Annotated in this window: 19 protein-coding genes, 1 tRNA gene and 2 pseudogenes; 12 read left to right on the plus strand and 10 right to left on the minus strand. The window is 66.4% G+C overall.

Features of this window, described 5'->3' with window-relative positions:
- Positions 1 to 365 precede the first annotated feature (365 nt).
- Both BUB20358_RS02690 and BUB20358_RS02695 read right to left on the minus strand, forming a co-directional pair.
- Positions 366 to 1,535: a porin gene (locus BUB20358_RS02690; protein WP_006765565.1), complete on the minus strand. Its 1,170-nt coding sequence runs from the start codon at positions 1,533 to 1,535 to the stop codon at positions 366 to 368.
- Between the two features lie 465 nt (positions 1,536 to 2,000).
- Entirely contained in the window at positions 2,001 to 2,939 is a 939-nt protein-coding gene (locus BUB20358_RS02695; protein WP_006765566.1) for a YihY/virulence factor BrkB family protein, read from the minus strand.
- Between the two features lie 149 nt (positions 2,940 to 3,088).
- Here BUB20358_RS02695 and fdnG point away from each other — a divergent pair, with 149 nt between their 5' ends.
- The 7 genes from fdnG to BUB20358_RS02730 all read left to right on the plus strand — a co-directional run bounded on the left by fdnG (position 3,089) and on the right by BUB20358_RS02730 (position 12,303).
- Positions 3,089 to 6,160, plus strand: coding sequence for a formate dehydrogenase-N subunit alpha (gene fdnG / locus BUB20358_RS02700; protein ID WP_082088272.1), 3,072 nt, complete (start codon positions 3,089 to 3,091; stop codon positions 6,158 to 6,160).
- Between the two features lie 10 nt (positions 6,161 to 6,170).
- Positions 6,171 to 7,085 (plus strand): formate dehydrogenase subunit beta, encoded by a 915-nt coding sequence (gene fdxH, locus BUB20358_RS02705; RefSeq protein ID WP_006765569.1) that lies wholly within the window; start codon positions 6,171 to 6,173, stop codon positions 7,083 to 7,085.
- Positions 7,082 to 7,708, plus strand: a complete 627-nt coding sequence (locus tag BUB20358_RS02710; protein WP_006765570.1) for a formate dehydrogenase subunit gamma — start codon at positions 7,082 to 7,084, stop codon at positions 7,706 to 7,708. Before fdxH ends, BUB20358_RS02710 begins: the two co-directional genes overlap by 4 nt.
- Positions 7,709 to 7,814: 106 nt before the next feature.
- Positions 7,815 to 8,750, plus strand: a complete 936-nt coding sequence (gene fdhE, locus BUB20358_RS02715; RefSeq protein ID WP_006765571.1) for a formate dehydrogenase accessory protein FdhE — start codon at positions 7,815 to 7,817, stop codon at positions 8,748 to 8,750.
- Positions 8,751 to 8,825: 75 nt separating this feature from the next.
- A complete protein-coding gene (gene selA, locus BUB20358_RS02720) occupies positions 8,826 to 10,265 on the plus strand; it encodes an L-seryl-tRNA(Sec) selenium transferase (protein WP_035973739.1) in 1,440 nt (479 codons plus the stop codon).
- Entirely contained in the window at positions 10,262 to 12,187 is a 1,926-nt protein-coding gene (gene selB / locus BUB20358_RS02725; protein ID WP_035973741.1) for a selenocysteine-specific translation elongation factor, read from the plus strand. The genes selA and selB overlap by 4 nt, the downstream gene beginning before the upstream one ends.
- Positions 12,188 to 12,207: 20 nt before the next feature.
- Positions 12,208 to 12,303, plus strand: a tRNA-Sec gene (locus tag BUB20358_RS02730).
- A 258-nt stretch (positions 12,304 to 12,561) separates the two neighbouring features.
- Here BUB20358_RS02730 and BUB20358_RS28175 read toward each other — a convergent pair.
- Positions 12,562 to 12,744 (minus strand): annotated as a pseudogene (locus BUB20358_RS28175) (MFS transporter); the annotation flags it as partial.
- A 417-nt stretch (positions 12,745 to 13,161) separates the two neighbouring features.
- Between BUB20358_RS28175 and BUB20358_RS02735 the strand changes: the two are divergent.
- Together BUB20358_RS02735 and BUB20358_RS02740 are read left to right on the plus strand one after the other, a co-directional pair.
- Complete coding sequence (locus tag BUB20358_RS02735; protein WP_006765573.1) at positions 13,162 to 13,650, plus strand: HrpB1 family type III secretion system apparatus protein; 489 nt, start codon at positions 13,162 to 13,164, stop codon at positions 13,648 to 13,650.
- A gap of 153 nt (positions 13,651 to 13,803) precedes the next feature.
- Positions 13,804 to 14,910, plus strand: coding sequence for a hypothetical protein (locus BUB20358_RS02740; RefSeq protein ID WP_035973742.1), 1,107 nt, complete (start codon positions 13,804 to 13,806; stop codon positions 14,908 to 14,910).
- Between the two features lie 166 nt (positions 14,911 to 15,076).
- Here the strand turns inward: BUB20358_RS02740 and BUB20358_RS02745 are convergent, their stop codons facing one another.
- Together BUB20358_RS02745 and BUB20358_RS02750 are read right to left on the minus strand one after the other, a co-directional pair.
- Entirely contained in the window at positions 15,077 to 15,931 is an 855-nt protein-coding gene (locus BUB20358_RS02745) for a methionyl-tRNA formyltransferase (RefSeq protein WP_035973744.1), read from the minus strand.
- A gap of 204 nt (positions 15,932 to 16,135) precedes the next feature.
- Positions 16,136 to 18,037, minus strand: a complete 1,902-nt coding sequence (locus BUB20358_RS02750; protein WP_223473322.1) for a hypothetical protein — start codon at positions 18,035 to 18,037, stop codon at positions 16,136 to 16,138.
- 91 nt (positions 18,038 to 18,128) lie between these two features.
- Between BUB20358_RS02750 and BUB20358_RS02755 the strand changes: the two genes are divergently transcribed.
- Both BUB20358_RS02755 and BUB20358_RS02760 read left to right on the plus strand, forming a co-directional pair.
- Positions 18,129 to 18,434, plus strand: a complete 306-nt coding sequence (locus tag BUB20358_RS02755) for a hypothetical protein (RefSeq protein WP_006765576.1) — start codon at positions 18,129 to 18,131, stop codon at positions 18,432 to 18,434.
- 19 nt (positions 18,435 to 18,453) lie between these two features.
- A complete protein-coding gene (locus BUB20358_RS02760; RefSeq protein ID WP_035973745.1) occupies positions 18,454 to 18,813 on the plus strand; it encodes an HrpB1 family type III secretion system apparatus protein in 360 nt (119 codons plus the stop codon).
- A 77-nt stretch (positions 18,814 to 18,890) separates the two neighbouring features.
- Here BUB20358_RS02760 and BUB20358_RS02765 read toward each other — a convergent pair.
- The 3 genes and pseudogenes from BUB20358_RS02765 to BUB20358_RS02775 all read right to left on the minus strand — a co-directional run.
- Positions 18,891 to 19,812 (minus strand): annotated as a pseudogene (locus BUB20358_RS02765) (IS3 family transposase); the annotation flags it as partial.
- Positions 19,813 to 19,934: 122 nt separating this feature from the next.
- Positions 19,935 to 20,744 carry a phage tail tip lysozyme gene (locus BUB20358_RS02770; RefSeq protein WP_006765579.1) on the minus strand — a complete coding sequence of 270 codons (810 nt, stop codon included), beginning with the start codon at positions 20,742 to 20,744 and terminating at the stop codon, positions 19,935 to 19,937.
- 260 nt (positions 20,745 to 21,004) lie between these two features.
- Entirely contained in the window at positions 21,005 to 23,299 is a 2,295-nt protein-coding gene (locus tag BUB20358_RS02775) for a hypothetical protein (protein WP_006765580.1), read from the minus strand.
- 539 nt (positions 23,300 to 23,838) lie between these two features.
- Between BUB20358_RS02775 and BUB20358_RS02780 the strand changes: the two genes are divergently transcribed.
- On the plus strand, positions 23,839 to 24,393 hold the full coding sequence (locus tag BUB20358_RS02780; protein ID WP_223296967.1) for a hypothetical protein: 555 nt from the start codon (positions 23,839 to 23,841) through the stop codon (positions 24,391 to 24,393).
- Between the two features lie 208 nt (positions 24,394 to 24,601).
- Here the strand turns inward: BUB20358_RS02780 and BUB20358_RS02785 are convergent, their stop codons facing one another.
- Together BUB20358_RS02785 and BUB20358_RS02790 are read right to left on the minus strand one after the other, a co-directional pair.
- On the minus strand, positions 24,602 to 25,069 hold the full coding sequence (locus BUB20358_RS02785; protein WP_006765582.1) for a lytic transglycosylase domain-containing protein: 468 nt from the start codon (positions 25,067 to 25,069) through the stop codon (positions 24,602 to 24,604).
- Between the two features lie 173 nt (positions 25,070 to 25,242).
- On the minus strand, positions 25,243 to 26,679 hold the full coding sequence (locus tag BUB20358_RS02790) for a helix-turn-helix transcriptional regulator (protein ID WP_006765583.1): 1,437 nt from the start codon (positions 26,677 to 26,679) through the stop codon (positions 25,243 to 25,245).
- Between the last annotated feature and the right edge of the window lie 254 nt (positions 26,680 to 26,933).

Raw genomic sequence — 26,933 nt, forward strand, 5'->3', positions numbered from 1 at the left:
GTCTCCTGGCGGTTTTCGGGGCTGACGCGAACGGCACGCGTCATGCGAACGACGAACGACGGCCGTCGAAATCGACATGTCGCGGCGAACGATCTTCGCACTGTATCGGCCGGTTCGATAGTGCGGATAGTGCGGTCGATTCCGGGCGACGGGGCGTCGCCAGCGATGCGATTCCGCGCGCGCTACGGCCGCAGGAAACCGGTCGCACGTGTGCGGCCGTATGCGTGCCTGTTCCCGGCGCATCCGGCCGCGCGGCGTCCGCGTGCGACGGGACGAAAAAAAGCCAGTCATGGCCGAAACCGATGACTGGCTTTCCAGTTCGGCGGCAACGCGTCGAGACGCGTCGCACGCCGGATACGTCGTTTTTAGAACTTGTGACGCAGGCCGAGCGAGACCATTTCCTGCGAGCTCTTGCCGGCGAAGCCGTACGAGCCGATCGACGCTTGCGCGTCGTGCACGCCGCCCACGCCGCGTTGCTGGCCGCTGGCGTGCTGGTACGCGCCGAGCAGGTAGACGTCCGTGCGCTTCGACAGCGAGTAGTCCGCACCCAGCGAAACCTGGTGGTACTTCGCGTCCGTGTCGCCGCTTGCCTTCGTGTACGCGTAGCCGACGCCCAGCAGCAGTGCCGGCGATGCCTGGAAGTTCACGAACGCACGGCCCGTGTTGTACTTCTCGGTCGACGTGAACGCCGACAGGCTGTCCGGCTTGTACTGCGAGTTGCTGTAGCCGAGGCCGAACGTCACCGGGCCGATGCCGTACTGCGCAGCGACTTGAGCGATGTTGATCGCCTTCGCGGTCGCGTATGCACCGACGATCGGGTTGTTCGACACGTCGAGGCCGGTCGCCGTCTGGCTCGTCCAGCCGCCTTCGCCGCTCGCGTTGATCGAGCGGTCGTTGCTGTTCTGCACGCGCAGGAAGCCGGCTGCGATGCCGAGCGGGCCGTTGTTGTAGGCCGCTGCCGCGCCCCACGTCTGGCCGGTGCCCGGGTGGCCCGCCACGCCGCTCAGTGCGTACATGCCTTCGAACTGGAAGCCCGCGAAGACCGGCGACGTGTACTTGATTGCGTTGTTGACGCGGATGCTGTTGTCGTTGTTGTCGACGTCACCCGGGGTCGCGAAGTACGAGCCGAAGTAGTTGTCGCCGGTGACGGCCTGAACCAGATCGACGGTCGGGTCGTACTGGCGGCCGAGCGTCAGCGTACCGTACTGTGCGTGCTCGAGACCGACGTAAGCCTGACGGCCGAACATGCGGTTGCCCTGGCCGAGGCGGCCCGTGCCCGGATCAAAGCCGTTTTCCAACTGGAAGATCGTCTTCAGACCGCCGCCCAGATCTTCGGAACCCTTCAGGCCCCAGCGGCTGCCCTGCAGGTTGCCCGACAGCATTTGCCACGAGTTGTTGCCCTGGCCGTTGTTGCCGTGCACGTACGTGATCGACGTGTCGATCAGGCCGTACAGCGTCACGCTCGACTGAGCATGAGCGGCGCCGGCAGCGCCCAGCAGCGCGAGCGAGAGGGTCGAGAGAGCGAGTTTCTTCATCGTTGAGTATCTCCACGCAAGTGATTCGTGATTCGTTATTTGTTGCGGATTGGAGAATAGCTCAGTGCCATACAGGCAAGAAAGCTTAAAAAATAAAGTGTCTCGAAAAGATCACAGCAGCGAAAAGTCCATATATATCAAGCACATTCGCGATCGTTCCTGTTTTTGAAACAGTTGACAGTTGCTGCGCTGCGATTGTTGCAGCAGGCGATGCGCGTCGCAGCAGAACCGGCAAAACGCCCCACTTGAACACTGAAATCGGGGCGTGCAAACGTTTGCGGATGAACGAGGCGAAACAGGAGACGAAGCGGCATGCACGTGGACCGCATGCGTCGTCACGCAACGTTGCGGGCCGGGATGCCGCGCGCTTTACACAAGAAGAGGGGAGAAGCCGCGTCGGCGCGACGCCGAACGCAGTCGTGCCGTCACGGGTGCGCGCGGCTGCGGCGAACCGGTCGAGCGGCGCTATTCGTCGCCGCGCGCAGCGTCGGCGGCAGAATCCGTGTGCGGGCCGCGTTCGGCTTCCGCTTGCGCGGCGTCCCGATACGCGTCGCCGCGCGCGGCCGCGAACTCCGCGCCGAGCAGCAGCACCGCCGCGGAGAAGTACAGCCACATCAGCAGCACCGCGAACGACCCGGCCGCGCCGAACGCGCTCGCGGTGCCGGCCCGCGCGAGGTACAGCGCGAACAGCTTCTTGCCGCCGGAGAACAGGATCGCGGACACGATGCCGCCGATCGCCGCGTCGTGCCACGCGACGTGCGCGTCGGGCAGAAACTTCATCAGCGCGGCGAACGCGGCGGCGAGCACCGCGATGCCGACGACGAACTGCAGCACGTTCGTGATCGCGACGTACGGCGAATCGCCGAGCAGCCACGTGCCGACGAACGTGATCGCGGTGTCGAGCACCAGCGACACGATCAGCAGGAACGCGACGCCGAGCACGAGGCCGAACGAAATCAACCGCACGCGCACGAGCCCGAGCACGCTCGACCAGCGGCTTTCGGTCGCCGGCCAGATCACGCTGAGCGCGGTGTTCAGCGACGCGAAGGTCGCCGACGCGCCGACCGCGAGCGCCGCGAACGAGATCAGCGTCGCGATCCCGCCGCGTTCGCCCGCGCGATGCGCGTTCTGCACGATCGTCTGGATGCTCGCCGCAGCATCGTCGCCGATCAGCTGATGCGCCTGCTCGAACACCTGGCCGCGCGCGGCGTCGTCGCCGTAGAACCAGCCGGCCACCGCGATCACCATCACGAGCGTCGGCGCGAGCGAGAACGCGGAGAAGAATGCGATGCCCGCGGCCATTGCCGAGCAGCGGTCGGCGGAAAAGCGCTTGAACGCGTTCAGTGCCCAGTTGGCCTGCTGTCGCGCGAGGCGGGCGGCTTCGGAAGTGAGCTGTCGTTTCATGACGTTTCGGTCGCACGCAGGACGGCGTGCGTCGTTAGTGATTGGACGAGGCGGACAATTCAGTATTGATCCGAAGATTGGATCGGAGTTGCGTGAACTGTCTATAATCCTTTCGGTTGCACCCTACCCCACAATAAGCCGAGACCACCATGCTACAAATGTCCCGGCGCCAGTTTCTGAAGGTGACGGCCACGTCGCTTGCCGGGTCCAGTCTAGCCCTGATGGGCTTTTCTCCGACCGAAGCGCTGGCCGAAGTCCGACAGTACAAGCTGGCGCGTACCGTCGAAACCCGCAACACCTGTCCGTATTGCTCGGTCGGTTGCGGCATCCTGATGTACAGCCTCGGAGACGGCGCGAAGAACGCGCAGCCGAGCATCATCCACATCGAAGGCGATCCCGACCACCCGGTCAATCGCGGCACGCTGTGCCCGAAGGGCGCGAGCCTGATCGACTTCATCCACAGCCCGAACCGCCTGATGCACCCGGAATACCGTGCGCCCGGCTCGGACAAGTGGGAGCGCATTTCGTGGACCGACGCGCTCGACCGGATCGCGAAGCTGATGAAGGCCGACCGCGACGCGAACTTCGTCGAGACCGCCGAGGACGGCACGAAGGTCAACCGCTGGCTGACGACCGGCATGCTGGCCGCGTCGGCGGGCAGCAACGAGGTCGGCTATCTGACGCACAAGACGGTCCGCAGCCTCGGGATGCTCGCATTCGACAATCAGGCGCGTGTCTGACATGGCCCGACGGTGGCAGGTCTTGCCCCGACGTTTGGCCGTGGAGCGATGACGAACCATTGGGTCGACATCAAGAACGCGGACGTGATTCTCGTGATGGGCGGCAATGCAGCCGAGGCCCATCCATGCGGTTTCAAGTGGGTGACGGAGGCGAAGGCGCACCGCAAGGCGCGGCTGATCGTCGTCGACCCGCGCTTTACGCGTACGGCCTCGGTGGCCGACTACTACGCGCCGATTCGCACCGGCACGGACATCGCGTTCCTCGGCGGCGTGATCAACTATCTGCTGACGAACGACAAGATCCAGCACGAGTACGTGAAGAACTACACGGACTTCTCGTTCATCGTCCGTGAAGACTTCGCATTCAACGACGGCATCTATTCCGGCTACGACGCCCAGAAGCACGCGTATCCGGACAAGTCGAGCTGGGACTACGAACGCGGCGACGACGGCTTCGTGAAGGTCGACCCGACGCTGCAGCATCCGCGCTGCGTCTACAACCTGATGAAGCAGCACTACGCGCGCTATACGCCCGACGTGGTTCAGCAGATCTGCGGCACGCCGAAGGAGAAGTTCCTGAAGGTGTGCGAGATGCTCGCGTCGACGGCCGTTCCCGGCCGCGCCGGCACGGTGCTGTACGCGCTCGGCTGGACGCATCATTCGGTCGGCGCGCAGATGATCCGCACCGGCGCGATGGTGCAGCTGCTGCTCGGCAACATCGGCATCGCGGGCGGCGGGATGAACGCGCTGCGCGGCCACTCGAACATCCAGGGGCTGACCGATCTCGGGCTGATGTCGAACCTGCTGCCCGGCTACATGACGCTGCCGATGCAGGCCGAACAGGATTTCGACGCGTACATCGGCAAGCGCGCGCAGCAGCCGCTGCGGCCGAACCAGCTCAGCTACTGGAAGAACTACAAGGCGTTCCACGTCAGCTTCATGAAGTCGTGGTGGGGCGACGCGGCGACCGCGGAGAACAACTGGGCCTACGACTATCTGCCGAAGCTCGACAAGCAGTACGACCTGCTGCAGACGATCGAGCTGATGCACGCGGGCAAGATGAACGGCTACATCTGTCAGGGCTTCAATCCGCTCGCCGCCGCGCCGGCGAAGGTGAAGACGGCCGAGGCGCTCGCGAAGCTGAAATGGCTCGTGATCATGGATCCGCTCGCGACGGAAACGTCCGAGTTCTGGAAGCCGCACGGCGACTACAACGTCGTCGACCCGTCGAAGATCCAGACCGAGGTGTTCCGCCTGCCGACCACCTGCTTCGCGGAAGAGCGCGGTTCGCTCGTGAACTCGGGCCGCGTGCTCCAGTGGCACTGGAAGGGCGCGGAGCCGCCGGGCGAAGCGCGCAGCGACCTCGACATCATGGCCGGGCTGTTCCTGCGCATGCGCAAGATGTACCAGACCGACGGCGGCAAGTATCCGGACCCGATCGTGAATCTCACATGGCCGTATGCGGATCCGGAAAGCCCGACGCCCGAAGAGCTCGCGATGGAGTTCAACGGCCGCGCGCTCGCCGACCTGCCGGATCCGAAGGATCCGTCGAAGGTGCTCGTGAAGAAGGGCGAGCAGCTTGCCGGCTTCGCGCAGCTGAAGGACGACGGCACGACCGCGAGCGGCTGCTGGATTTTCTGCGGCGCGTGGACGCAGGCCGGCAACCAGATGGCGCGGCGCGACAACTCGGATCCGACCGGCATCGGGCAGACGCTGAACTGGGCGTGGGCATGGCCCGCGAACCGACGCATCCTGTACAACCGCGCATCGTGCGATCCGAACGGCAAGCCGTTCGACCCGACGCGCAAGCTGGTCGCGTGGAACGGCAAGACGTGGACGGGCACCGACGTGCCGGACTTCAAGATCGACGAGCCGCCCGAGAACGGGATGGGGCCGTTCATCATGAATCCGGAAGGCGTCGCGCGGTTCTTCGCGCGCGCGGGGATGAACGAAGGTCCGTTCCCCGAGCACTACGAGCCGTTCGAGACGCCGCTCGGCGCGAACCCGCTGCACCCGAACAACCCGCAGGCGCTGAACAATCCGGCCGCGCGCGTGTTCGCGGACGATCGCGCGTCGTTCGGCAAGGTGTCGGAGTTCCCGTACGTCGCGACCACGTACCGCCTGACCGAGCATTTCCACTACTGGACCAAGCACGCGCGGCTGAACTCGATCATCCAGCCCGAGCAATTCGTCGAGATCGGCGAAGACCTCGCGAACGAAGTCGGCGTCGCGCACGGCGATCGCGTGAAGGTGTCGTCCAAGCGCGGCTACATCGTCGCGGTGGCGCTCGTCACGAAGCGGATCAAGCCGCTGACGGTCGACGGCAAGAAGGTGCAGACGGTCGGCGTTCCGTTGCACTGGGGCTTCAAGGGACTGACGAAGCCCGGCTATCTCGCCAATACCCTGACTCCGTCCGTGGGCGACGGCAACTCGTACACACCGGAATTCAAGTCGTTCCTGGTGAAGGTCGAAAAGGCGTAAGGGGGAAGAGATGGCATTGCAATCGCTGGACATCAAGCGCGTGTCGGCCACCACGACGCCGCCGCCCACGGCGCGCGAACCGGTGACCGGGAGCGTCGCGAAGCTGATCGACGTATCGAAGTGCATCGGCTGCAAGGCATGCCAGACGGCATGCATGGAATGGAACGACCTGCGCGACGAGGTCGGGACCAACGTCGGCGTGTACGACAACCCGGCCGATCTGTCGGAGCACTCGTGGACGGTGATGCGGTTCGCCGAATACGAGAATCCGGCCGGCGACCTCGAGTGGCTGATCCGCAAGGACGGCTGCATGCATTGCGAGGATCCGGGCTGCCTGAAGGCGTGCCCGTCGCCCGGTGCGATCGTGCAGTACAACAACGGGATCGTCGATTTCCACGAGGAGAACTGCATCGGCTGCGGCTACTGCGTGACCGGCTGCCCGTTCAACATCCCGCGGATCTCGAAGCAGGATCATCGCGCATACAAGTGCACGCTGTGTTCCGACCGCGTCGCGGTCGGCCAGGAGCCCGCGTGCGTGAAGACCTGCCCGACCGGCGCGATCGTGTTCGGCACCAAGGAGGACATGAAGCAGCACGCGGCCGAGCGGATCGAGGACCTGAAGGAGCGCGGCTTCGAGCATGCGGGGCTGTACGACCCGCAGGGCGTCGGCGGTACGCACGTGATGTACGTGCTGCATCACGCGGACAAGCCGTCGCTGTATCACGGCCTGCCCGACAATCCGTCGATCAGCCCGATGGTGAAGCTGTGGAAGGGCATCGCGAAGCCGCTCGCGGTCGCCGGCATCGCGCTGACCGCGCTCGCCGGATTCTTCCACTACGTCCGCGTCGGCCCGAACGAGGTGAGCGACGAAGAAGAAGCCGCCGCACGCGACGAAGCGCGACGCATCAAGGAGGACGCGAAATGAAGCACGACGACCCGAACCTGATCGTCCGCTACTCGGCGAACGAGCGTACGAACCACTGGATCACCGCGATCACGTTCGTACTGCTCGCCCTGTCCGGGCTCGCGCTGTTCCATCCGTCGATGTTCTGGCTCGCCGCGCTGTTCGGCGGCGGCCAGTGGACGCGGATCCTGCATCCGTTCGTCGGCCTCGTGATGTTCGTGTCGTTCGCGATCCTCGTCGTGCGCTTCTGGCATCACAACACGCTCGACGCGGACGATCGGCAGTGGCTGCGGCAGATCGGCGACGTGGTGGCCAATCGCGAAGACCGGCTGCCGCCGGTCGGCCGCTATAACGCCGGGCAGAAGCTGCTATTCTTCACGCTGGTTGCGTGCCTGCTGCTGCTCTTGCTGTCCGGGATCGTGATCTGGCGGCGCTACTTCTCGTTCTATTTCCCGATCGAGGTGATCCGCGCGGCGGCCGTCGTGCATGCGGTGGCGGCGTTCGTGCTGATCGTGAGCATCATCGTGCACATTTATGCGGCGCTGTGGGTGAAAGGCTCGATCGGCGCGATGGTGCGCGGCACCGTCACGCTCGGCTGGGCACGCAAGCATCACCCGAAGTGGTTCCGTGAAAGCGTGAAGTAGCGCACGGCAGCGGGGCGGCACGCCGGATTCGGCGGCCGCTCCGCCACCGCCCGGAGCCGCATGGAAAGCGCCGAACGTCGGCGCTTGTTTTTTTGGAAAAAAGCTCGTGACACAACGCATTCTGGAGCCGACCGAGATCTCGGCGCTCGACCATTCGGCGATTCCGCGCTTCCGTCTGCCGGAGCGCGGCACCGTTTTCTCCGCGCGCGCCGCACGGCTGCGCAAGCTCGCCGATCTGAACCCGATCAGCGGCTACCTGCGGCTGATGGCGACCGTCGCCGACGCGCAGCACGCGGTGCTGCAGTCGCTGAACGTGGCGCTGCCGTCGAAGGACGCGATCGCGCGCGCGCAGCAGCATTCGATGCCGATCGTGCCGGCGCTCGACGGCGAGCGCGACCCGCAATGGCGCGCGGTGCTGTATGAACTGCTCGATCGCGTCGAAAGCGCGGGGCTCGTGAATCCGTCGCTCGCCAAGCTGCTCGACCGGCTGCGCCTGACGTCGCCGGCCGAACTCGACGCGCAGGCAGACGCGATCGTCGCGCTGCGGTTCGCCGAAGTCGATCCGGCGGTCGCGCCGTTCCTGATGGCCGCGCTGCAGGTCGTCTGGACCGACGTCGCGAGCCGCGTCGCGCCGGCCGACGTTCCGTATCTCGATCAGCCCGGACTGTGTCCCGTGTGCGGCACGCATCCGGTCGCGAGCGTCGTGCGCGTCGGCGGCCAGTTCCAGGGCTACCGTTTCCTGCAATGTGGGCTTTGCACGACCGAGTGGCACATGGTGCGCACGAAGTGCTCGCACTGCGATTCGACGAAGGGCATCGCATATCACGGCATCGAAGGTGGCAGCGAAGCCGTCAAGGCCGAATCGTGCGACGAATGCAAGACCTATCGCAAGATCGGCTATCAGGAGAAGGACTACGAGTTCGAGCCGCTGGCCGACGATCTCGCGAGCCTCACGCTCGACCTGCTGATGAACGAGGCCGGCTATCAGCGCAGCTCGCCGAATCCGCTGCTGTGGCCCGATGTGTCGAAGCAGGCAGAGTGAACGGCAACGGGCCGGCGCGCGCGTGCGAGCGTCGGCGCCGGTCGACCGCAAGCATCGAATGGGAGCCATCGTCACGTGACCGAACCGGGTTTGACTGAACTGAATGCCGTTCTCGCGCGCGTGCCGTCGGTCGAGCGCGTGCTGTCGTCGGCGCCGCTGCAGCCGCTGCTCGCCGACTACGGCCGCACGCGCGTGCTCAGCGCCGTGCGCGCCGAACTCGAACGCTGGCGCAGCGCCGCGCAGCACGATCCGGCGGCGGCCGAGCCGCTCGACGAGTCGCGCATCGCCGCGGCCGTCGCGCGCACGCTCGCCGCGAGCAGCGCGAGCGCCGTGCGCGCGGTATTCAACCTGACCGGCACCGTGCTGCACACGAACCTCGGGCGCGCGCTGCTGCCCGACGACGCCGTGCGTGCGGTAATCGATGCGCTCACGCAGCCCGTGAACCTCGAGTTCGATCTCGCGACCGGCCGCCGCGGCGACCGCGACGACCTGATCGATGCGCTGCTGTGCGAACTGACCGGCGCGGAAGCCGCGACCGTCGTCAACAACAATGCGGCCGCCGTGCTGCTGACGCTGTCCGCGCTCGCGACGAAGCGTGACGTGATCGTGTCGCGCGGCGAACTGGTCGAGATCGGCGGCGCGTTTCGCATCCCCGACATCATGAGCCGCGCCGGCGCGAAGCTGTGCGAGGTCGGCACGACCAACCGCACGCACCTGCGCGACTACGCGGATGCGATCGGCCCGCGCACCGCGCTGCTGATGAAGGTGCATTGCAGCAACTACGCGATCAGCGGCTTCACGAAGGAAACCACGCTCGCCGAACTCGCGCCGCTCGCGCGCGAGCGCGGTGTGCCGATCGCGGTCGATCTCGGCAGCGGCACGCTCGCCGACCTTTCCCGATGGGGCTTGCCGCACGAGACGACCGTGCAGGAAACCGTCGCGGGCGGCGCGAACGTCGTCACGTTCAGCGGCGACAAGCTGCTCGGCGGTCCGCAGGCCGGTTTGATCGTCGGCGACCGCGCGCTGATTGCAAAGATCAAGAAGCACCCGCTCAAGCGCGCGCTGCGCGTCGGCAAGCTGACGCTCGCGGCGCTCGAGCCCGTGCTGCGCTTGTACCAGGCGCCCGAATTCCTGTGCGAGCGGCTCACGACGCTGCGGTTGCTCACGCGTGCGCAGCGCGACATCGCGGAAGCGGCGGAACGCGTGCGTCCGGCGCTGCAGGCGGCGCTCGGCAGCGGCTTCGACGTGCGCGTCGAGCCGATGTTCAGCCAGATCGGCAGCGGCGCGCTGCCGGTCGATCAGCTGCCGAGCGCGGGCCTCGTCGTGCGCACGCCGGACGGCAAGCGCGGCGGCCGCGCGCTCGCGCAGCTCGAGAAGCGGCTGCGCGAATGGCCGCGGCCGGTGATCGGCCGCATCGCCGACAACGCGCTGCGGCTCGACCTGCGCTGCGTCGAGGCCGCCGACGAAGCGGCGTTCGTCGCGCAATGCGCGCAAATCGCGGGGCCCGCTGCATGATCGTCGGTACCGCAGGACACATCGACCACGGCAAGACGACGCTGGTCCGCGCGCTCACGGGCATCGACACCGACCGGCTCAAGGAAGAGAAGGCGCGCGGCATCTCGATCGAACTCGGCTATGCGTATACGCCGCTCGACAACGGCGACGTGCTCGGCCTGATCGACGTGCCGGGTCACGAGAAGCTGATTCATACGATGGCGGCCGGCGCGTGCGGGATCGACTTCGCGCTGCTCGTGATCGCTGCCGACGATGGCGTGATGCCGCAGACGCGCGAGCATCTCGCGATCCTGCAACTGCTCGGCGTCGCGCATGGCGCGGTCGCGCTGACGAAGTGCGATCGCGTGGAGCCCGAGCGTGTCGCGCAGGTGCGCGACGAAATTGTCGCGTGGCTGCACGGCTCGACGCTGGCCGACGCACCGATCTTCGAAACCTGTGCGACGCGCAGCGACGATGCCGGCGTCGCCGCGCTGAAGCGCTACTTGGCCGATGCGGCGATTGCATGGCGTGCGCGCCGCGACGACGGCTTGTTCCGGCTTGCCGTCGATCGCGTGTTCACGCTCGCCGGGCAGGGCACCGTCGTGACGGGCACTGCATTGGCGGGACGCGTCGCGACCGGCGAATCGCTCGCGATCGTGCGCACCGGCCGCGCGGCGCGCGTGCGCAGCATCCATGCACAGAACCGGCCCGTCGATGCCGGCTGCGCGGGCGAGCGTTGCGCGCTCAATCTGGCCGGCGTCGACAAGGCCGACGTCGAACGCGGCGACACCGTCGCCGATGCGCGGCTCGTCGCGATGTCCGCTCGTCTGGACGTCGATCTGACGCTGCTCGACGATGCGCAGCTGACGCTCACGCACTGGGCGCCGCTGCACGTGCATCTCGGCACGCTGCATCGCGTCGCGCATGTCGCGCTGCTCGACGGCGATACGCTCGCGCCCGGCCAACGGATGCGCGTACAACTGGTTTTCGACGAGCCGGTGTTCGCGGTGCCCGGCGATCGTTTCATCGTGCGTAATGCGCAGGCCACGCGCACCGTCGGCGGCGGCCGCGTGCTCGATCCGTTCGGGCCCGCGCGCAAGCGCCGCACGCCCGCGCGCCGCGCGTGGCTCGATGCGCTCGACGCGTGGCTCGACGACGGGCGGCTCGATGCGCTGCTCGCGCAGGCGCCGCTCGGCATTCCGCGTGCGACGCTCACGCATCTGACCGGTTTCGCGTCCGATGCGCTTGCGTTGCCCGATCACGCATTGTCGATCGGCCAGCGCGATGCCGCGTCGAACGACGGCGCGGTGATTGCTCATGCGCACTGGCGCGCGTTGCAGATGCGGGCGCTCGACACGCTGCGCGCGTATCACGAGCGGATGCCAGACGAGCAGGGGCTCGATGCGGCACGTCTGCGCCGGATGGCGGCGCCGCTCGCCGGCGACGGACTGTGGCGTGCGCTCGTCGATGCGCTCGTGGACGGCGGTGAAGTCGCGCGAAGCGGGCCGTGGCTGCATCTGCCGTCGCATTCGGTCAGCTTCGACTCGCGCGAGGAAGCGCTTGCGCAGCAACTGCTGCCGCTGATTCATGCGGGGCGCTTCGATCCGCCGTGGGTGCGCGATCTCGCGCGCGACACGGGCGCGGCCGAGGACGCGGTGCGTACGCTGCTGCGCAAGCTCGCGCGCCGCGGCGACGTACATCAGGTCGTGCGCGATCTGTTCTATCACGCCGACGTCATCCGCGAGCTCGCGGAACTCGTCGCGCATCTCGCGCGATCGCGTACCGGCGGGCTCGACGCCGCGACGTTCCGCGATGCGACCGGGCTTGGCCGCAAGCGCGCGATCCAGATTCTCGAGTTCTTCGATCGGGTTGGGTATACTCGCTTCCGCCGCGATCTTCATTTCCTGCGGCCTGACAGCGGTTGGATGGGTATTCAGGCGTAGGCGCTCGTTGTTTTTTCCGAGGAAGGCATTCGTATCCGGTGGTACGGCCGGACTTCAAATCCGGTTGGGGGCGTCAGACGCTCCCGGGTAGGTTCGACTCCTGCTGCCTTCCGCCAGTCAAGGCTTCCCCCGCATTCCGATATCTTTCGCAGACGTGCTGTAGAGCGCTGATTTTTACGCGATTTATCGGTAACGATAGGCGTGCGGCTTCCGTTGCCGTCCCGCGAGATTTCCGCACGAAGTATGGGTAGCGGTGTGGGTTTTGTGGGTAGGAAGGAGCGCAACGTGGCAGGACGACAGTTGCATCGGCTCAGCACCTTGCGGGCCGCAAAGGAAAGTGGCCGCTGGTCACTACGTCGACGGCAGCGGCCTTTACCGAACGTCAGCATGTAGGCGTTGGCCACCCAGACCAGCGACGCCTCCGCGAAGTGGAGCTCCGCGCGAATGGAGGACAGGGCGACGTTCAAGATCGCGGTGTCGAGTACGATCGTCAGAACACCCACGCATCGCACGACCCGCGCAATCCGGCGTTTCGATTCGTCGATCCGACGTGTCATGGACAGCGCCTCCTGTCCGTGGTGATCGCGCTACTTTATGAGCCGATTGCTTGCAGACGCTGCATCGGTCGCCGGCGCGATTCGACGCACAAACCGTGGTCGATGGCCGGCGGCGCACCGACCGATGACGGACCTCCTTCGACGCCGAGCATCGAGCCAATCCCCGCCTCTCGATACACAGCGAGCGATCCGGCCTGTCGCACCGGTCGATCCCGTCGCCGCGGTCGGTTTTCTTCTCCGTTCTCTCTTCGCATCCCGATCGTTCCGTTCGCATCGCGTCGGCGAAAGCCGACCCGATACAACAGACTAACCGCCAGGGGACGCCCATGACGCACGAGCCGGCAGCAAGCGCGGCACGGCCGTGCGCGGCGCCGCCGTGCGCTTTTTGATTGCAGCACTCCAGCAGACGAGGACATCGTGACTTACACAGGATGCAGGGATGAGATTGCCGGCGGCCTAACCAAGGTGCTGTGGACGGCTTCGCAGCTCGACGACGAAGCCGACTTCGAGGATCTCCTCGAAGCGATCCGCGTGCTTCGGCCCAAGTGGCCCGGCGCGGGGACGGTCGCCGCGTGGCGCTACGTCCGGCGCCAGGCATGGGGCGACGCGCGCCGCGTGCTCGAAGACGACGACACCGAAGCGAAGCGCTCGGGGCTTCATACCGCACTGATGGCGGTGTGTCTGTTCGGCCTCGAAGACCCGCTGTGGCACAGCTATGCGCTCAGCGCGGCCGAGCAGCGCGAAAGCATCGAGGGCGCGAAGATCGGCGCGCGTCTGCTCGAGCGTGCCGCAAAGCTCGACGCGAGCGTTCAAGCGCCTGCGTCCACCGACGCACCGGCGAGTACGCACGGCGTGCCGGCCGACAACGGCGGATTCTCCGCGCCGATGACGTGGGTCCGCGCATGAGCATCCGTTTTCACGTTTTCCGCGCTCCGGGCGATTCGCATTTCAATTGCAGTCTTCGCATCGGTGCGCTCGTAGCAGCGACAGCAACCTAGACTGACTTTGCCTCGTAGTACCCACGGTCCGCAAACACTTACCCGACAGGAAGGAAACATCATGAATCTGAACGTTCCGAGTATGACCACCTACCCCACCGATCCGGCGAGCTATCTGCAGCGGCTGACCAACGGTGCGTCGACGAGCTCGACGCAGGACGTGCTCAAGGATCTCATCGGCCTCATCAGCCAGTTGCTCAAGCAGATGCAGACGGGGCAGACCGGGCAGGGCGGCGGCATGCCGGGCGGCGCCGGCGGTGCCGGCGGCATGCCCGGTGGCGGTGGGGGCGCCATGCCCGGCGGTGTGGGCGCGACGCCCGGCGGCATGGGAGGCGCGGGCGCGATGCCGGGCGGCACCGGCGGGATGACGGTGCAAAACGCGGCGGGCGTGCTGGCCTCGTACATGGGGCAGCACGGCATCAGCGCGTCGGACCCGAACACGATGTACAAACTTGCGACGAACGCCGACGGCGGCACGCCGCCCACGGTGCAGCAAGCGGCGCAGACCATGCTCGCGAACCCGGGCGCGTACCAGCAGATCGAGACGCACGACGTGGCGGGCACCGACGGCAAGTCCGCGGTCAGCAATTTCCAATGGGCGGCTCAAGGCGGACTCGGCGCGGCGGGCAACGCAACGGGCGGCGCGGGCGGCGTGGCGGGGCAACCGGCGACGACCGGCGGCTTGCCTGGCACGGGCGGTTTTCCGGCGAACACGAGCACGCTGCCGACAACGGGCGGCTTGCCGACAACGGGCGCGACGGCCGGCTTCACGCCCGGTACGGGCGACCTCGTGAAGGACGGCAAGCCGCTGCAGATGGCCGACGAAGGCAAGGCGCTGGCCAACTTCAACGCGCAGGACGGTGCCGACTTCCAGGCCATGGAAAGCGCGTTGTCGCACGGCGACGGCAATGCCGCGGCGAAGACGCTCGCCAACGCGGTGAAGTCCGGCAAGCTGAGCCAGTCGGATGCGGCGGCGATCGGCGCACAACTGCAGCAGACGGCGAACGCGCATGGCGGCGGCAAGATCAGCCACGACGCGAGCAAGGCGCTTTCGGATGCGCTGGGCGGCGCGAACGTGCTGACGCCGGGCAAGACGCGCGCCGCGGTTGCCTTCGAGAACATCACCGGCATTCACACGGGGATGATCGCCGGCGTCAGCACGAAGTAACGTCGTCGGCGGTTCCGGCGATCGTCCCGATCGGCGACCCGAGCGGCCGCCGATCGGGGGCTGCAGGAAGCGACAACTGGAGACAGGCGGCGACAATCGGCGGCCGCGCTGCGAAACACCGCAGCGCGGCCGCTTCGTTGTTGACCGGTGCGACCGATGTCCCGATTCAGCCGTCCATCTGCCGACGAAGGGACGCGTTCAGCGGGCTCCATTCGAGCAAGGCGACGAAGCCGTCCTGTGCGGCGACCACGACCCAGCGCCGGTACTGATGCACGATCTGCCCGGGCTCGTACGTGTGCGCTTCCTGCCAGGCGGTGGCGCGCCGCACGTGGACGGTCGTGCCGAAGAGCGGCGCGATCGATTCGACGTTCCCGCAGGCCCGCACGACGCGCATCACGTCGGCCACGGGCCGCGCGAAATCGATCGTGCGCTCGGCATCGGCAACGCGCGGCCAGTAGCTGCCCGCACCTTGCGGACGCCGTTCGTTCCAGAGCCGCCCGAAGTCGCGCGCCACGCGCGCGGCCAGCCGATGCGCGGCCATCTGCAGCTTCAGCTGCAGCGTCTCGTGCCATTCGTCGGCATCGAGCGGAAAGCATTCGGAATCGACGATCTCCCCGGTATCGAAATCGGCATCGATGCGATGGCAACTGACGCCCCATTCGCGCCGCCCGTCGAGAATGGCGCGCATGGCCGGGTACGGGCCGCGCCCGTCGGGCAGCGGCGACGGATGGAAGTTCGCCGCATGGCGCAGATACGGCTGCCACGCCGGAATCTTCCAGTTGTAGCCGGCCACGATCAGTGCGTCGCATTGCCGTTCGGCGAGCCGGCGCAGATCGTCTTCGTCGATGCGCGACAGCTGCACCGGAATGCGCAGCTTGTCCGCGTGCTCGACGAGTTCGCTATTGAAGTCGAGCCGGTTGTCGACCGGAATCGAGTAGAGCGCCACCGGCTCCCAGCCGGCGGCAACGAACGCGTCGAACACGACACGCCAGCGATCGAAGCCGGCGAACGCGAATCGCATGATGGGTTCTCCCTTTCGCAATGAAGGCCATGGCGGCACGGACGGCGATGACGGCCGACGGCCACCCCGCTTCACGGTAAGCCCGCACGGTGGAGAACAGCCTGCGCATTCCGAAGTTTCGTCGAGTACCGCGAACCGGCAAGCAAAGCGCGGAGTGCGCGCCGCGGCGACGGCGTCGCTATTGCGCTTTACGCCGCGCCGCCGTCACGACCTCAGCCCGAGGTTTTTCTTGATCGCGTCCTCCGCCGTCTTGGCGGCGGTTGCCGTGAGGCCGGGCTGCCCGATGATGTTGGCGATCTGTTTGAGCCGCTCGCTTTCGGTCAGCGGTGCGGCGCTGCCGCCGGAAGCCGACGTATCGCGCGGCGCCGGCGCCTCCGGCGGTTTTTCGCGCCGCGCGCGTGCAAGCTGCGACAGCAGCAGTGCCGCTTCGCCCTTCGGAATGCCGCTGTCTGTCAGCAGCGTGTGCGCGGCGATCAGATCCTGATTGCGGCTCGCGCGCGGATGGTTGGCCACGATCGCGAGCGCCTGCCTGGCGCGCTGCGAGCCCGATGCGTCGACTGCCATGTCGGCACCCGCGAGCGCCGCAAGCGAGACGGGATCGAGGCGCCCGATGCTCCTGGTGACCATCGACAGGATGTGCTTGACCACGATGTCGCGTTCGGCATCCTTGTGTACCTTCGCCTTGTCTTCAGCGTGCATGCCCGAGATCAAGCGCTTGCCGAACGACGTCGTGCTGTTGGCGTAGCGGCGTGCATCGTCATAGAGCGACGCATAGATGCCCGCCTGCGCCTGCGGCGTGCGCAAGTCCGCAGGCAGGCCTTCGTCCTCCGGCCGCGCCTCCATCGCGCGCAGATCGTCGATCTTCGCGCGGCTCGTTTGCAGCGCCGCGCGCAGGCGCTCGTCCTGCGTCTGGTCCGTGTAGTCGTGCGGGGCCAATACCGTGTCGACGTAGCGTTGAATCGTGGCGGCTTTCGCGTTGCGCAGGTTTTGCCGTCCTTCGACAAACGGCTTCTTCAAATCGAGCGCTTCCTTGACCGCGTTGGTCAGGTGCCCGGACGCCACGAGCGGCGCCAGCGCGCCGTGCGAGCCGCCTACGAGCAGCCCGCTTGCCGTCAGACCGATCGCGGACGTGACCGACTGGTAGAGCGCGCCGTTACGTTGTTTGCCCTTGTTCTCCGCGATGCTCATGGCGGTCAATACGTCGCGGGCATGCTGCGTGAGCGGATGCGCGTCGTCTCGCGCAATGCGCGAGAGCTTGCCTTTGTCGTATTGCCATTCTCCGTGGCTGTTTTTCGTCAGCAGCAGATTGTCGACCTGGTTGGCTATCGGCGCGCCCGGAGGGCGTTTTTCGGGGTGCTGGAAGCGTTCGACGTCGGCGGCGAGCATCGCGTTGACCTTGTTTTCGTAACGGCGATGGATCGAATGCGCGGCGGCGGCGTTCGAGCCCGAGGCCAGCGCGTTCACGAGGTCGGTGGCAGGCGCCGCGTCGTAGCCGAACTGTCCGTGCGCCGCCGTCGATACGCCGTTCAGGCCGTCTTTCGCGGGCCGCTTGGCGGCGAACGCCGTCAACGTCATTCCTTTGCGGTTCACGCCCATCGCGTGCGCGAAATCGGCGAAGCGCCGGCCTTTGCCGCCGGCACCCGGCACGAATGCGCCGATGTCGTCGACACCGGGCTTCTGCGGCGCGATCGCCGCTGCGGGCTTGGGAGCAGCGGGCGCGGCGGGCGCACCTTCCGCGCGCGGGCGCTTGCCGAGGCTGCCGAGTTCGTCGATGAGCGCGCCCGCACTCGCGCGCCGGGTCGGCACCGGCGCGCGCTTGGCTCCGGTGGAGGGGCCGGGGTCGCTCGGCGTGCGGGTGACGGACGCGGATTCGATCGCATGCGACCGGGGCTCGATCTTGGGTGACGGCGCCATGATGTTCTCGGACAGGAGACAGGATGGACTGCACTGTGCTGGCCGGTCATGACACTCCCGTGACCTGCGCGAAGCACCGTTCGGATTGGCGAAGCAGGTTCGCGGCGGCATGCCGCCGAGCCATGTCGCGGGTGCCGCTCGTTCGGTTTTCGCGGTGCGGCTTCGCGCGCGCGAACGCTTTCGCAGCCGCATTCATTAGATTGGAACGAGAGCCGGCTTCGCGCGGTTCGGTTTCGCGCGTTTCATCGAACGCGCGCTTCGTTCACGATCAAGGAGAAAACGAATGAGCTTCATCGGCAATATTGTGAAAAGCGTAGTCGGGGACGTCACCAAGGCTGCCGGGGATGTTCTCAACGGTGTCGGCAACGCGCTGCACGGCGCGGCGACGTTCGGCAAGGGGCTGCTGAGCGGCAACCCGAAGGAAGCCCTTGCGGGCGCGGGCGCCATTGCGACGGGTGGGCTCGAGGCGCTCGAGGGCGGCACGGCGCTCGCGGAGAACCTGACGCCGGAGGGCGCCGCTACCGCGCTCGCTTTGGCGGGCGGCAAGGAGGCGGTGCGAACGCTGACCTCAGGCACCGGCGCTGCCTGATGCACGGACGGTGACGAGCATGATGGAGCTTCTGACCGAACTGCCGGCCGATGCGCCGGCCATCGCGCAGGCGATCATCGAGCATATCGAGGCCAACGAGCTGGACGAGGCCGAGGCGCTGCTGGCGCGCATGCACGATGTCTACCCCGAAACGCGCGACGTGCACGTGTTTGCCGTGACGATCGCATTGGTGCGCGGGCGTCCGCACGAAGCGTGGCAGATCGTGAACGGGTTGCCCGACGATCGCGTGCCCGAGCTGAAGGCAATCTGCCTGAAAGTTCTCGACGATCCGTCGTGGCATGGCTATGCGACGGCACACGAGGACAGTGCCGATCCGTACGTGCGCCTTGCGATGCGGCGCCTGCTCGAAAGAGACTGATGGCCGCTCCCGGGGCCTTCGGCCCCGCTCGGCGAGCCCTTCCGAAGTGGTCAGGTAACGTTGGACCCGGCTCCCGGTTAGGCTGCGAGCGCTTCGAAACGCGCTGGCGGCGGTCCCTTTGCAGCCGAGTGAAGGCGACGATGGTTGTGGAAATCGACTGGATAGTCGGTGATGTCTCGCTCTGCATGGCGGTGATCGAAGTACAACTGCTCGCCGATCCATCCGCTTTCGAGGCTTCGGAAGAAGCGCTCGACCACCGCATTGTCCGGACAGTCTCCGCGCCGGCTCGTGCTCTGGATCGTGCTTCGGGCGCGCAGCTCGGCGAAAAAGCGCGTGCTCGTGTATTGGCAGTAGCCCTGATCCGGATGGACCATCAGCCTGGTGCCGGGCGACGATGATCGTAAGCCCGTCTTGATTTCGCTAGCACCAAGTCGGTGTCCGCGTGCCGACTAAACGACTCAGCCGCACAATGCGGCGCCCATACAGATCCATGACGACGGCCAGGTAGAGCCATCCCCGCCGGGTCTGCACAAACGCGATGTCGCGCACCCATGCCCGAGTTGATTGCGCCGCGCCGGATCGAATCGTCGCGCAGGCAGATTTGGTGCAATCGCGCTCTCGGCCTGCGCGACTCGATAACGGTGTACGCGCCTGGACCGCGCCAGCCGAGCCTGACGCATCGACGATCGAGCTCGATAACGGTCGACGTTGTGTCCAAGCAAGCGCAACGCTTGCGACATCCTCCTGCTGCCGTAGCTTCGACGAGTCTCCTCATGAATACCGTGCACCGCAGCCATCACATCGCGTCGCGATTGGATCTGCGTTGGCGTGACTTCCATGCGTAATAGCCGCTGCGCGCTACACCAGCCGGTCGACAAATCGGCGCTGCCGGGTAGGCGTTCTCCATCGGCTGGATCACCTCCAGGAGCGTTCGCGCTCGTTGACGAAGCAGGCCGTGGATTTTTCTAAAACTTCACGCGCCCGTTCGAGTTCGGCTAGTCCGTGTCTTGCAGACGCGCGATGTCTTCGCGCGGCAGAAAATGCCGGGCAAAAAAATTCCGCCCGGACATCGGGCGGGATCGTGCGAGCTTCAAACGCCCCTCGGGTGGACGCGTTCGCGTTCAGAGACCTTGCGCGAGGAATTGCTCGGCGTACTTGTTGCGGTTTTCCATCTGCGGATCGGTGGCCTGTTCGTAGTCCTTGTCCCAGACCAGCGCCGCCTGTTCCGCCGTCGTCGTCTGCTTGATGTCCGTGATCGTCTTGCTGTACGTCGTGTCGAGTTCCTGATTCATGAAGCCGATGTTGGCTTCGAGGCTGCCCGGATCGAGCCCGTGCTCCTTCGCATAGTTGATTTCGCCTTGTTTGCGTGTGCCGCCCCATTGCGCGAGGCCCCAACCGTTGGCGTTGTCGTCCGCGAAGTTGCCGGAGGGCGCGCCTGTCGCTCCGCCTTGATTGACGTTGCCTCGCAGCCCGCTTTCCTGCTGCAGGTTGCCGAGCACGCCGGCTACCTGCGCGTCGGTCAGGCCGTAGCGCGATTTGAGGTCCTGTGCGATGGCGTGCGCGGCGTCGCCGCCCGATACATTGGGCAGCGTGTTGCCGCCGCCGCCACCGCTTCCACCGCCGCCTATTCCCGGCGACGCGGCGCCACCGCCCTGGCCGCCACCGCCGCCGCTCACGCCAGCGGGTGCGGCGCCGCCACCGCCGGCATAGGCGGGCGGCGCGGAGTACGAAGGCGTACCGCCGCCGATGCCGCCCACACCACCCGCATCGCCTGAATTCTGGCTGGACGGATCGAGAATCTCCTTGATTTCTTCGATGAGCAACTCGAGCAGTTGTGCGAGCTGCGATTCGTTCGTGCCGCCGATGCCGCCGACATCGTCGATGCCGTTCAGATAGCCGGCGTTATAGCCTTGCACTGCTGTGGTGGACATGATTTTCTCCGCGTGAGAATGACGGTATTCATCAGTTGCTGGTGGAGGGGCGATAACGGCCGCCTGCGAAACCCAATTTATTGCCCGGCGCTTACAGCGCGTTGACGGATGCGAAGTCGTCGTCGGATTGCCGAACTGCCGAACCGGGTGGCGGCCGCGATGCCGATGCAGGCGGCTTGCGGCAGGCGAGCCGCCGCGTCACCGATGCGGCCGCGTGCGCGAACCTTCGTCGTTTCGCTTGCTCGGCGCGCGCCGCGTGCTCAGGCGGTCGTGCGATGCATCGCGCCCAGTTCCTGCGCGTTGTCGGCGCCGACCGTTCGCCCGTCGTTCGACGGGTTCGACGGGCTCCACGTGCTCGCGGCGAACGGCAGGCATCCGCCGATGATGAGCAGTGCGCCCAACGCGTTCTCCACCAGGGTCTTGTAGCTGGCGGACCAGTCGCCTTGACCCTCCACCGCGTGATTGACGACGGCGGAGGCGGCATAAAGGGAGAGGAACAGGCTCAGACGCGCGATTCCCGTGCCGGCCGCCTTGTTCCCGAGCTGCGCGACCGTGCTGCTTCGGGAGGTGTCGAGCTTGCCCCAGCTCAGGCGCAGCGTCGTCAGTTCATCGAGCGCCTTGCGCGTGAAGCCGTGCGTCGAGATTTCCGAGGCCACGCGTCCCCCGATCGCATCCAGCCCTTCGCCGGCGGCATTCGCTGCCGAATAGCCGAACAGGCCTTTGATCGCTGCGTTGGTCTTCGTGTGGTGAATGAGGCTGTCGACGTAGGACGTGGCCGACCATTCCGACTTGGCCTGCGCGGTGTTCACCGCGAACTGGTTTCCGAAATACGGAACGTCGTTGAGCATCTGACCTCTGACAGGGCGCTCGTAGCCTGCGTCGTGATTGCCTACGAGCGGGCGGAACACGTTGATCACGTCGCGCGCCAGGTACGCGTACGATTTGACCGCGCTAGGCAGTATGCCGGCGAGCTGCCCGAGATGCCCGTTGCCCTCGTCGTTCTTGCCGGTATAGGCTGCGGCGGTCACCGTCGCTATCAGCGCGATGATCTGCGCACCGTGGCCCGCGTAGGTCCGGTTGTCCGCGGCGCCGGTGTGATACTTGTGCAACATCGCGACCAGGTTGCCCATCGCCGCCGCCGTGAACAGCGCGGCCGTAATTGCGCCGCGTGTCTCGGGGCCGGCGCCGGTCTTCTCGAGGGCTGCTTCGGTCGCCATCGAGCACAACTCCCGGAACAGCGTGGCGGCGCCGGTCGACACGAATTCATGACTGAACGCGTTGACGAGGTTGGCCGTCCACCCTTTGAGCGGTTGCGCGGCGCCGTAGGGGTTCTGGGTCAGCATGTCGCCGACGTTCGAGATGAACGACCGGATCTGCCCCGGCCGGGACCGCGCGGCCGCCAGCTCGCTGTTGATCGTGGCGGCCGATACCAGACCGCTGTCCCGGGTTTCCGCGACCGCCGAGGTCTCCGCGGCCGCCGGTGTCTCGGCGGCGGCCGGCGTGCGGGCTTCCAGTGCTATCCGGGACGGCGAGCTCGGAACGGTTGCTTCGGGCGGGCTTTGGGGCTCGCGACTGTCGGTGGCGTGCGAGACGGGGTGAGGCGCCGAGAAGTTGGCCGGATTCGGGGAGAGACGGCTCCGGGACGCCGTGTCGAGGCTCTCGGGCAACGAGGGCGTCCTGGGTAGGTGCGACGATGACGCCTCCACGTCGGAAGACATCGCGACAGTGCTTTTTGCCGGCGCCGGTTTGTCTTGCGGTAGCGCGGCCGAAGAAGTGTCCGCCTCTGCGGGTGGCTCGAAAACCGCTTTTTCCAGCGCAGCGCTATGTTGCTCGACGTCGCTCGCGGCGGTTTTCGCGGGTTCGGGCGGTTCCTTATCGAGCGGCACCGGGCTGCCCGAACGGGACGTCGCGGGTTTTTCTTCGGGCGCTTTCGCCGTTTCAGCATCCGGGCGCTCGGGTGTTCCTTTCGCGTGCGACGGCGTGCCGGCCGCGCGGGACGCTTCGGGTTCCGATTTGGCCTCGCTCGTCGTCGCGACTGTCGGCGCCGAAGCTTCCTTCTCGTGCGGCAGCGGGCTGCTCGAGCGCGACGTGGCCGGCTGCTTGCCGGCCGCTGTCGTTTCCACCTGCTCCTGCTGTCGAACGGGCGCCGCACTCTCGTGATGCGATGCAGGCGTGTGTGGCTGCGGTTCGTTGTGTGCGGGCAATTCGTCGTTCGACTGCCCGCCCCCCGACAAGTTGAGCACCGGCACCGTCTCGTCTCCCAGCGCCGCACGTTGAGCGCCCAGCTTGCCCGAGCCGGGCAGCGACCGTGAGCCCCCTTGGCGGCCGATCGCGGAGCCTGACGACGATGACGCGCGCGGCGGCAGCGAGTTGCGCCTGACCGGCAACGGCGCCGGCAGCGGCGGCGATGCGGGCTGCGCCGTCCCAGCCGGTTGCGATGTTGTCGAAAGCGGGCCGGCCTGCGCCGGTGCCTGGGTGCCGGTGTGCGCCGGGAGGGCGGGTGCATTGCTCAGCGCGCCGAGCAATGCGCCGCCGGAGGGGCGCGGGGTGCTCATCGATGCGCTTCGTTGGCGCTGGGCCGGCGCGGGCTGCGGTTCGTTGCGCTGGAGCTCGAGCGATGATGACCGTACTTGCGTGCTGTTGCTGATCGTCATGACGTTTCCTTTCGGTTGATTTCGATCGTTCGACGTCGCGTCGCGACAAAGGCCTTGATGGACTTTTCGCGCTGCCTCACTGCGGCCAGGCGGTCGACGTGCGTTCGCCCGTCGATTCGTCTTCGCGCTTTGCGAACGTGGGTTCTCGTGTTGGAAAGGTAAAACGACATGACGGTGACAGCCGGCCGATTCCGAAGTGGCGTGCAAAAAAACGCACGTCGATGCCGGCGCCGGCGCTACGACTGCGAATCCATTTGCGCACTTCATCGCATTTGCCGCATCGCGCTTCGCAATTTCGCTCGCCGCGTCGCGTCGCTTGCGTTGCGCAATGCCGTGGACCATAAGCTTGCGCTTGCATTCCTCGATATCGCTCCGCGTAAGTGGGATGCGGGACCGTGCCGCACCGACATCGAGCGATGTTGCCGGCGACGGAAATCGTCATGTCACTCAAGGAGTTCGCCATGAACAACTTAGGAATTCGGCCGGGGCTCGTCCAGTCCCGTGTCGCGGAGTTCGAGAAAGGGACGAAGAACGCTGCGACCGACGGCGCGCAAAAGCAAGCGCCCGCGCGCAGCAAAGGCCAACTGGACGGGCTCTCCAGCTTCAAGGGGGCCGACGGCGCGCCGCCACCGCCGCCACCGCCGCCGCGCAACTTTGCCAGCCTGCCGGGGCGCGCGGGGAACGTCGGTGCACAGGTTCTGAGTTCGGCGCTTCATGCCGGCAGTCACTTTATGCCGCCCGGCGTCGCGTCCACCGCCATGCATGCGGCGGGTGACATCGTGCGTCCGTCGGCCCTCGGCGCAGGGGACCCGGTAACGCAAATGGCTGCGATGCAAAACGACTTCCTGAAGCAGCAAAGCGAGATGACGCGGCTGAACAACGCGAACACGATGGCGGCCGCGGTCAACCAGCAGTCGCAGGAGCTCACGTCGGCGCTGGCGTCGATAGGTAACAAGGGCGCCAGCAACATTTCGAACGCCGCCAAGGGGCAGTAACGGCTACGGCGGGTCGCGGCGTTTTCGCGCGCGGCTCGCGAACGCCGCGGTCCGATCGTCCACGCTTTCTGCCTGTCTTGTTCCTGCTTCGTCCCGCTTCGTGCTTGCCTTCGCGCTCGCGATACGGGACGACTTCCTCATCCAACGTCGCTTTCCCTGTCGATGACGTGCGCGGGCAGCCGGGTCTTCCCGGCTGCCCCGGCTCGTACTACTGCCCGTCATCCGCGAGCTTCATGCGCTCGACGATGCGTTCCACCGAACGCGCGTAGCGGTCGCGCTCCGCAGGTGTCTCCGAATGGTACGCGCCGACCGCCGTCCAGGTATTGCCGTACTTGACCATCATCTTGTGCAGGTGCCACGCGGCCACGTACACGCTCAGGCATGGGTTCATGAGGTCGTCCGCCGACACGCCGTAGCGCGACAGCACCGGAAGGTGAATCGAGTTGATCTGCATCATGCCGTAATCGGTCGAACCGTTCCGGTTGCGATGGAGCGCGTTCGCGTTGCCATGCGATTCTTGCCACGCGATCGCGCGCAGCACGACGGGGCTCACATGTTGATACGCTGCGGCCGCCGCAAAGCAGTCGAGGGTCTGCGCGCGCACTTCGGCGGGCCGCGCGGACAGAACGGCAAGCGCCAGCGCGAGCGCCGGCTTGGGTGTGAATAGTCGCATCATCGATCATCCGGTAAGAGAAGCGGTGCGGGAATCGCTTCGCACCGACGTGCGAATGAAAACGCCGTCCGACCCACGCGCTTGCGTTTCGTCGGACGGCGTTGGCAAAAAAAACCGCGAGCCGGCCGTGCTACCGATCGGCGGTGCAGGCGCTTCGGCGCCGCACACCGCTGCCGTCAGCGGCCCATCGTCTCCGACGGCGCTTCCTGGAACACGCGCCGGTAGCCGTTGATCAGCGTCGAACGATGGCGCACGCCCCACTTGTTCGCGACGTCGAGCACGCGCGTGGCCGGTGCGCCGTCGTCGAGCAGATCGTCGCGAATGCGCTCCATCCGCTGGCGCCGGATCAGCTCGCTCGGCGACAGCCCGAGGTGGTTCTTGAACGCTGCCTGCATCGCGCGCTCTGTCACGCCCACATGCGATGCCACTTCGCGCACCGACAGGTCCTTCTGGTCGAGGTTGTCCATCAGGTAGCGATAGGCGCGGCGGTATTTCGCCGGCAGGCGGGCGCTCACGTCGTCGGAGCGCTGCGCCGTGCGCGATGCCTGCAAGTGATCGGCCGCGGCGGCGGGCATCGACATGCTGTCCGCGCGCACGTGCTGAATCGACGCGAGCGCGTAGCGGCCGTAGAACTGCGCGAATTCCTGCGTGCGCATCTGCTGCTGCATGATCTTCGCGCGGCAGTAGAGGTAGTCGAGGTACCAGCGCGCATGCTGGCTGCCTTGCGAATTCGCCGCGCCGGACGCATCGAGCATCGCTTCGGCCAGCGGCGTCGCGTGGCCCGCGATCGCGGCCAGCGTGATTTCGAGGCACAGGCTGCGGTGATAATCGTTGAGGCCGGCCTGGCGGCTCCAGCTCACGTATTGCTTGAGCGTTTCGCCCGCGCTCGTCCGGCCGTCGGCCAGCGCAACGAGCCGGTTCAGATGCGAGAGCCGTTCGGCCAGCAGCGGCAGCACGGTCCCGGCGGGCTGCGAGCCGGGCACCGGTGCCTCGCTCGGCTCGAACTCCGCGATAGCGGAGCGCCAGTAGATATGGTCGGCGAGTCGCTCGGCGCCGTGCAGTTCGTGCTGCGCGAAGAGGTCCCGCCGCAGCGCGTCCACGAGGTAGCTCCAGCGGCGATCGCCATGCGTTGCCGCCAGCGCGGCCAGCTCGCCGAGGCGATGGCACGCCGCCTGGATCAGGCCGAGATGAAACGAAACGAGTGTCGCACCGACGAGGCTGTCGAGACGTTGGCGCGGTGTGGCGGCCTTTTCCTCGCCGACGCGCTTGAAGCAACTGAGGGCGACGTTGAACTGGTTGCGGAACAACGCTTGCCAGCCGGTATTGCGGCACGACGCGATACGCAGACCGTCGCGTTGGGCGCGAATGGCTTTTTGCGCACGGCGATACGTTTCCTCCGCTTCTTCATGGCGGCCGAGCATCAGCTCGAGGTCGGCGCAGACTTGCAGCTGGGCGTAGCTGGGCTGAGCTTGCGCCGTGTCGGTATCGGCATGGCGTGCGGCGTGGCGGACAGCGTCGAGAAACTGGCCTTGCAGCATTTTCGAGGCGACGTCCGCAGGGGTGTCGTCGAAAGCGAGGGCCGAGGCGGCGGCGAAGTAGATCGTCGAGAACATGTCGTGCTCCTGACTCAATGAGCGATGCGTTAAGCGGTGTGGAACGATTCGTGAAGCAGTGAGCGCATGTTTTCATCGCGGGCCGATTTAGGCTCGTGTTTGTGATGGTTTGTTACCTTCGGTTTTTGCATCGGCATTTGCCGGACACAGCGATGCCGCAATGGACTTTCACGCACGAGCGGGAGACCTGCGTGGCGGTTTTTCGATGATTTGTTTCGTTTGCCGTCGCCGTTCTGTTTAGTGCGATGCATTGC

This window comes from Burkholderia dolosa, from assembly GCF_902499135.1.
GTDB classification, from domain to species: Bacteria; Pseudomonadota; Gammaproteobacteria; order Burkholderiales; family Burkholderiaceae; genus Burkholderia; species Burkholderia dolosa.

Excerpts from the sequence above, each read along its gene's own strand:
- BUB20358_RS02690 (WP_006765565.1), bottom strand. The coding sequence starts at position 1,535 with ATGAAGAAACTCGCTCTCTCGACCCTCTCGCTCGCGCTGCTGGGCGCT.
- BUB20358_RS02695 (WP_006765566.1), bottom strand. The coding sequence starts at position 2,939 with ATGAAACGACAGCTCACTTCCGAAGCCGCCCGCCTCGCGCGACAGCAG.
- fdxH (WP_006765569.1), top strand. The coding sequence starts at position 6,171 with ATGGCATTGCAATCGCTGGACATCAAGCGCGTGTCGGCCACCACGACG.
- BUB20358_RS02710 (WP_006765570.1), top strand. The coding sequence starts at position 7,082 with ATGAAGCACGACGACCCGAACCTGATCGTCCGCTACTCGGCGAACGAG.
- selB (WP_035973741.1), top strand. The coding sequence starts at position 10,262 with ATGATCGTCGGTACCGCAGGACACATCGACCACGGCAAGACGACGCTG.
- BUB20358_RS02740 (WP_035973742.1), top strand. The coding sequence starts at position 13,804 with ATGAATCTGAACGTTCCGAGTATGACCACCTACCCCACCGATCCGGCG.
- BUB20358_RS02745 (WP_035973744.1), bottom strand. The coding sequence starts at position 15,931 with ATGCGATTCGCGTTCGCCGGCTTCGATCGCTGGCGTGTCGTGTTCGAC.
- BUB20358_RS02750 (WP_223473322.1), bottom strand. The coding sequence starts at position 18,037 with ATGCGGCTGCGAAAGCGTTCGCGCGCGCGAAGCCGCACCGCGAAAACC.
- BUB20358_RS02755 (WP_006765576.1), top strand. The coding sequence starts at position 18,129 with ATGAGCTTCATCGGCAATATTGTGAAAAGCGTAGTCGGGGACGTCACC.
- BUB20358_RS02760 (WP_035973745.1), top strand. The coding sequence starts at position 18,454 with ATGATGGAGCTTCTGACCGAACTGCCGGCCGATGCGCCGGCCATCGCG.
- BUB20358_RS02770 (WP_006765579.1), bottom strand. The coding sequence starts at position 20,744 with ATGTCCACCACAGCAGTGCAAGGCTATAACGCCGGCTATCTGAACGGC.
- BUB20358_RS02775 (WP_006765580.1), bottom strand. The coding sequence starts at position 23,299 with ATGAGCACCCCGCGCCCCTCCGGCGGCGCATTGCTCGGCGCGCTGAGC.
- BUB20358_RS02780 (WP_223296967.1), top strand. The coding sequence starts at position 23,839 with ATGTCACTCAAGGAGTTCGCCATGAACAACTTAGGAATTCGGCCGGGG.
- BUB20358_RS02785 (WP_006765582.1), bottom strand. The coding sequence starts at position 25,069 with ATGATGCGACTATTCACACCCAAGCCGGCGCTCGCGCTGGCGCTTGCC.
- BUB20358_RS02790 (WP_006765583.1), bottom strand. The coding sequence starts at position 26,679 with ATGTTCTCGACGATCTACTTCGCCGCCGCCTCGGCCCTCGCTTTCGAC.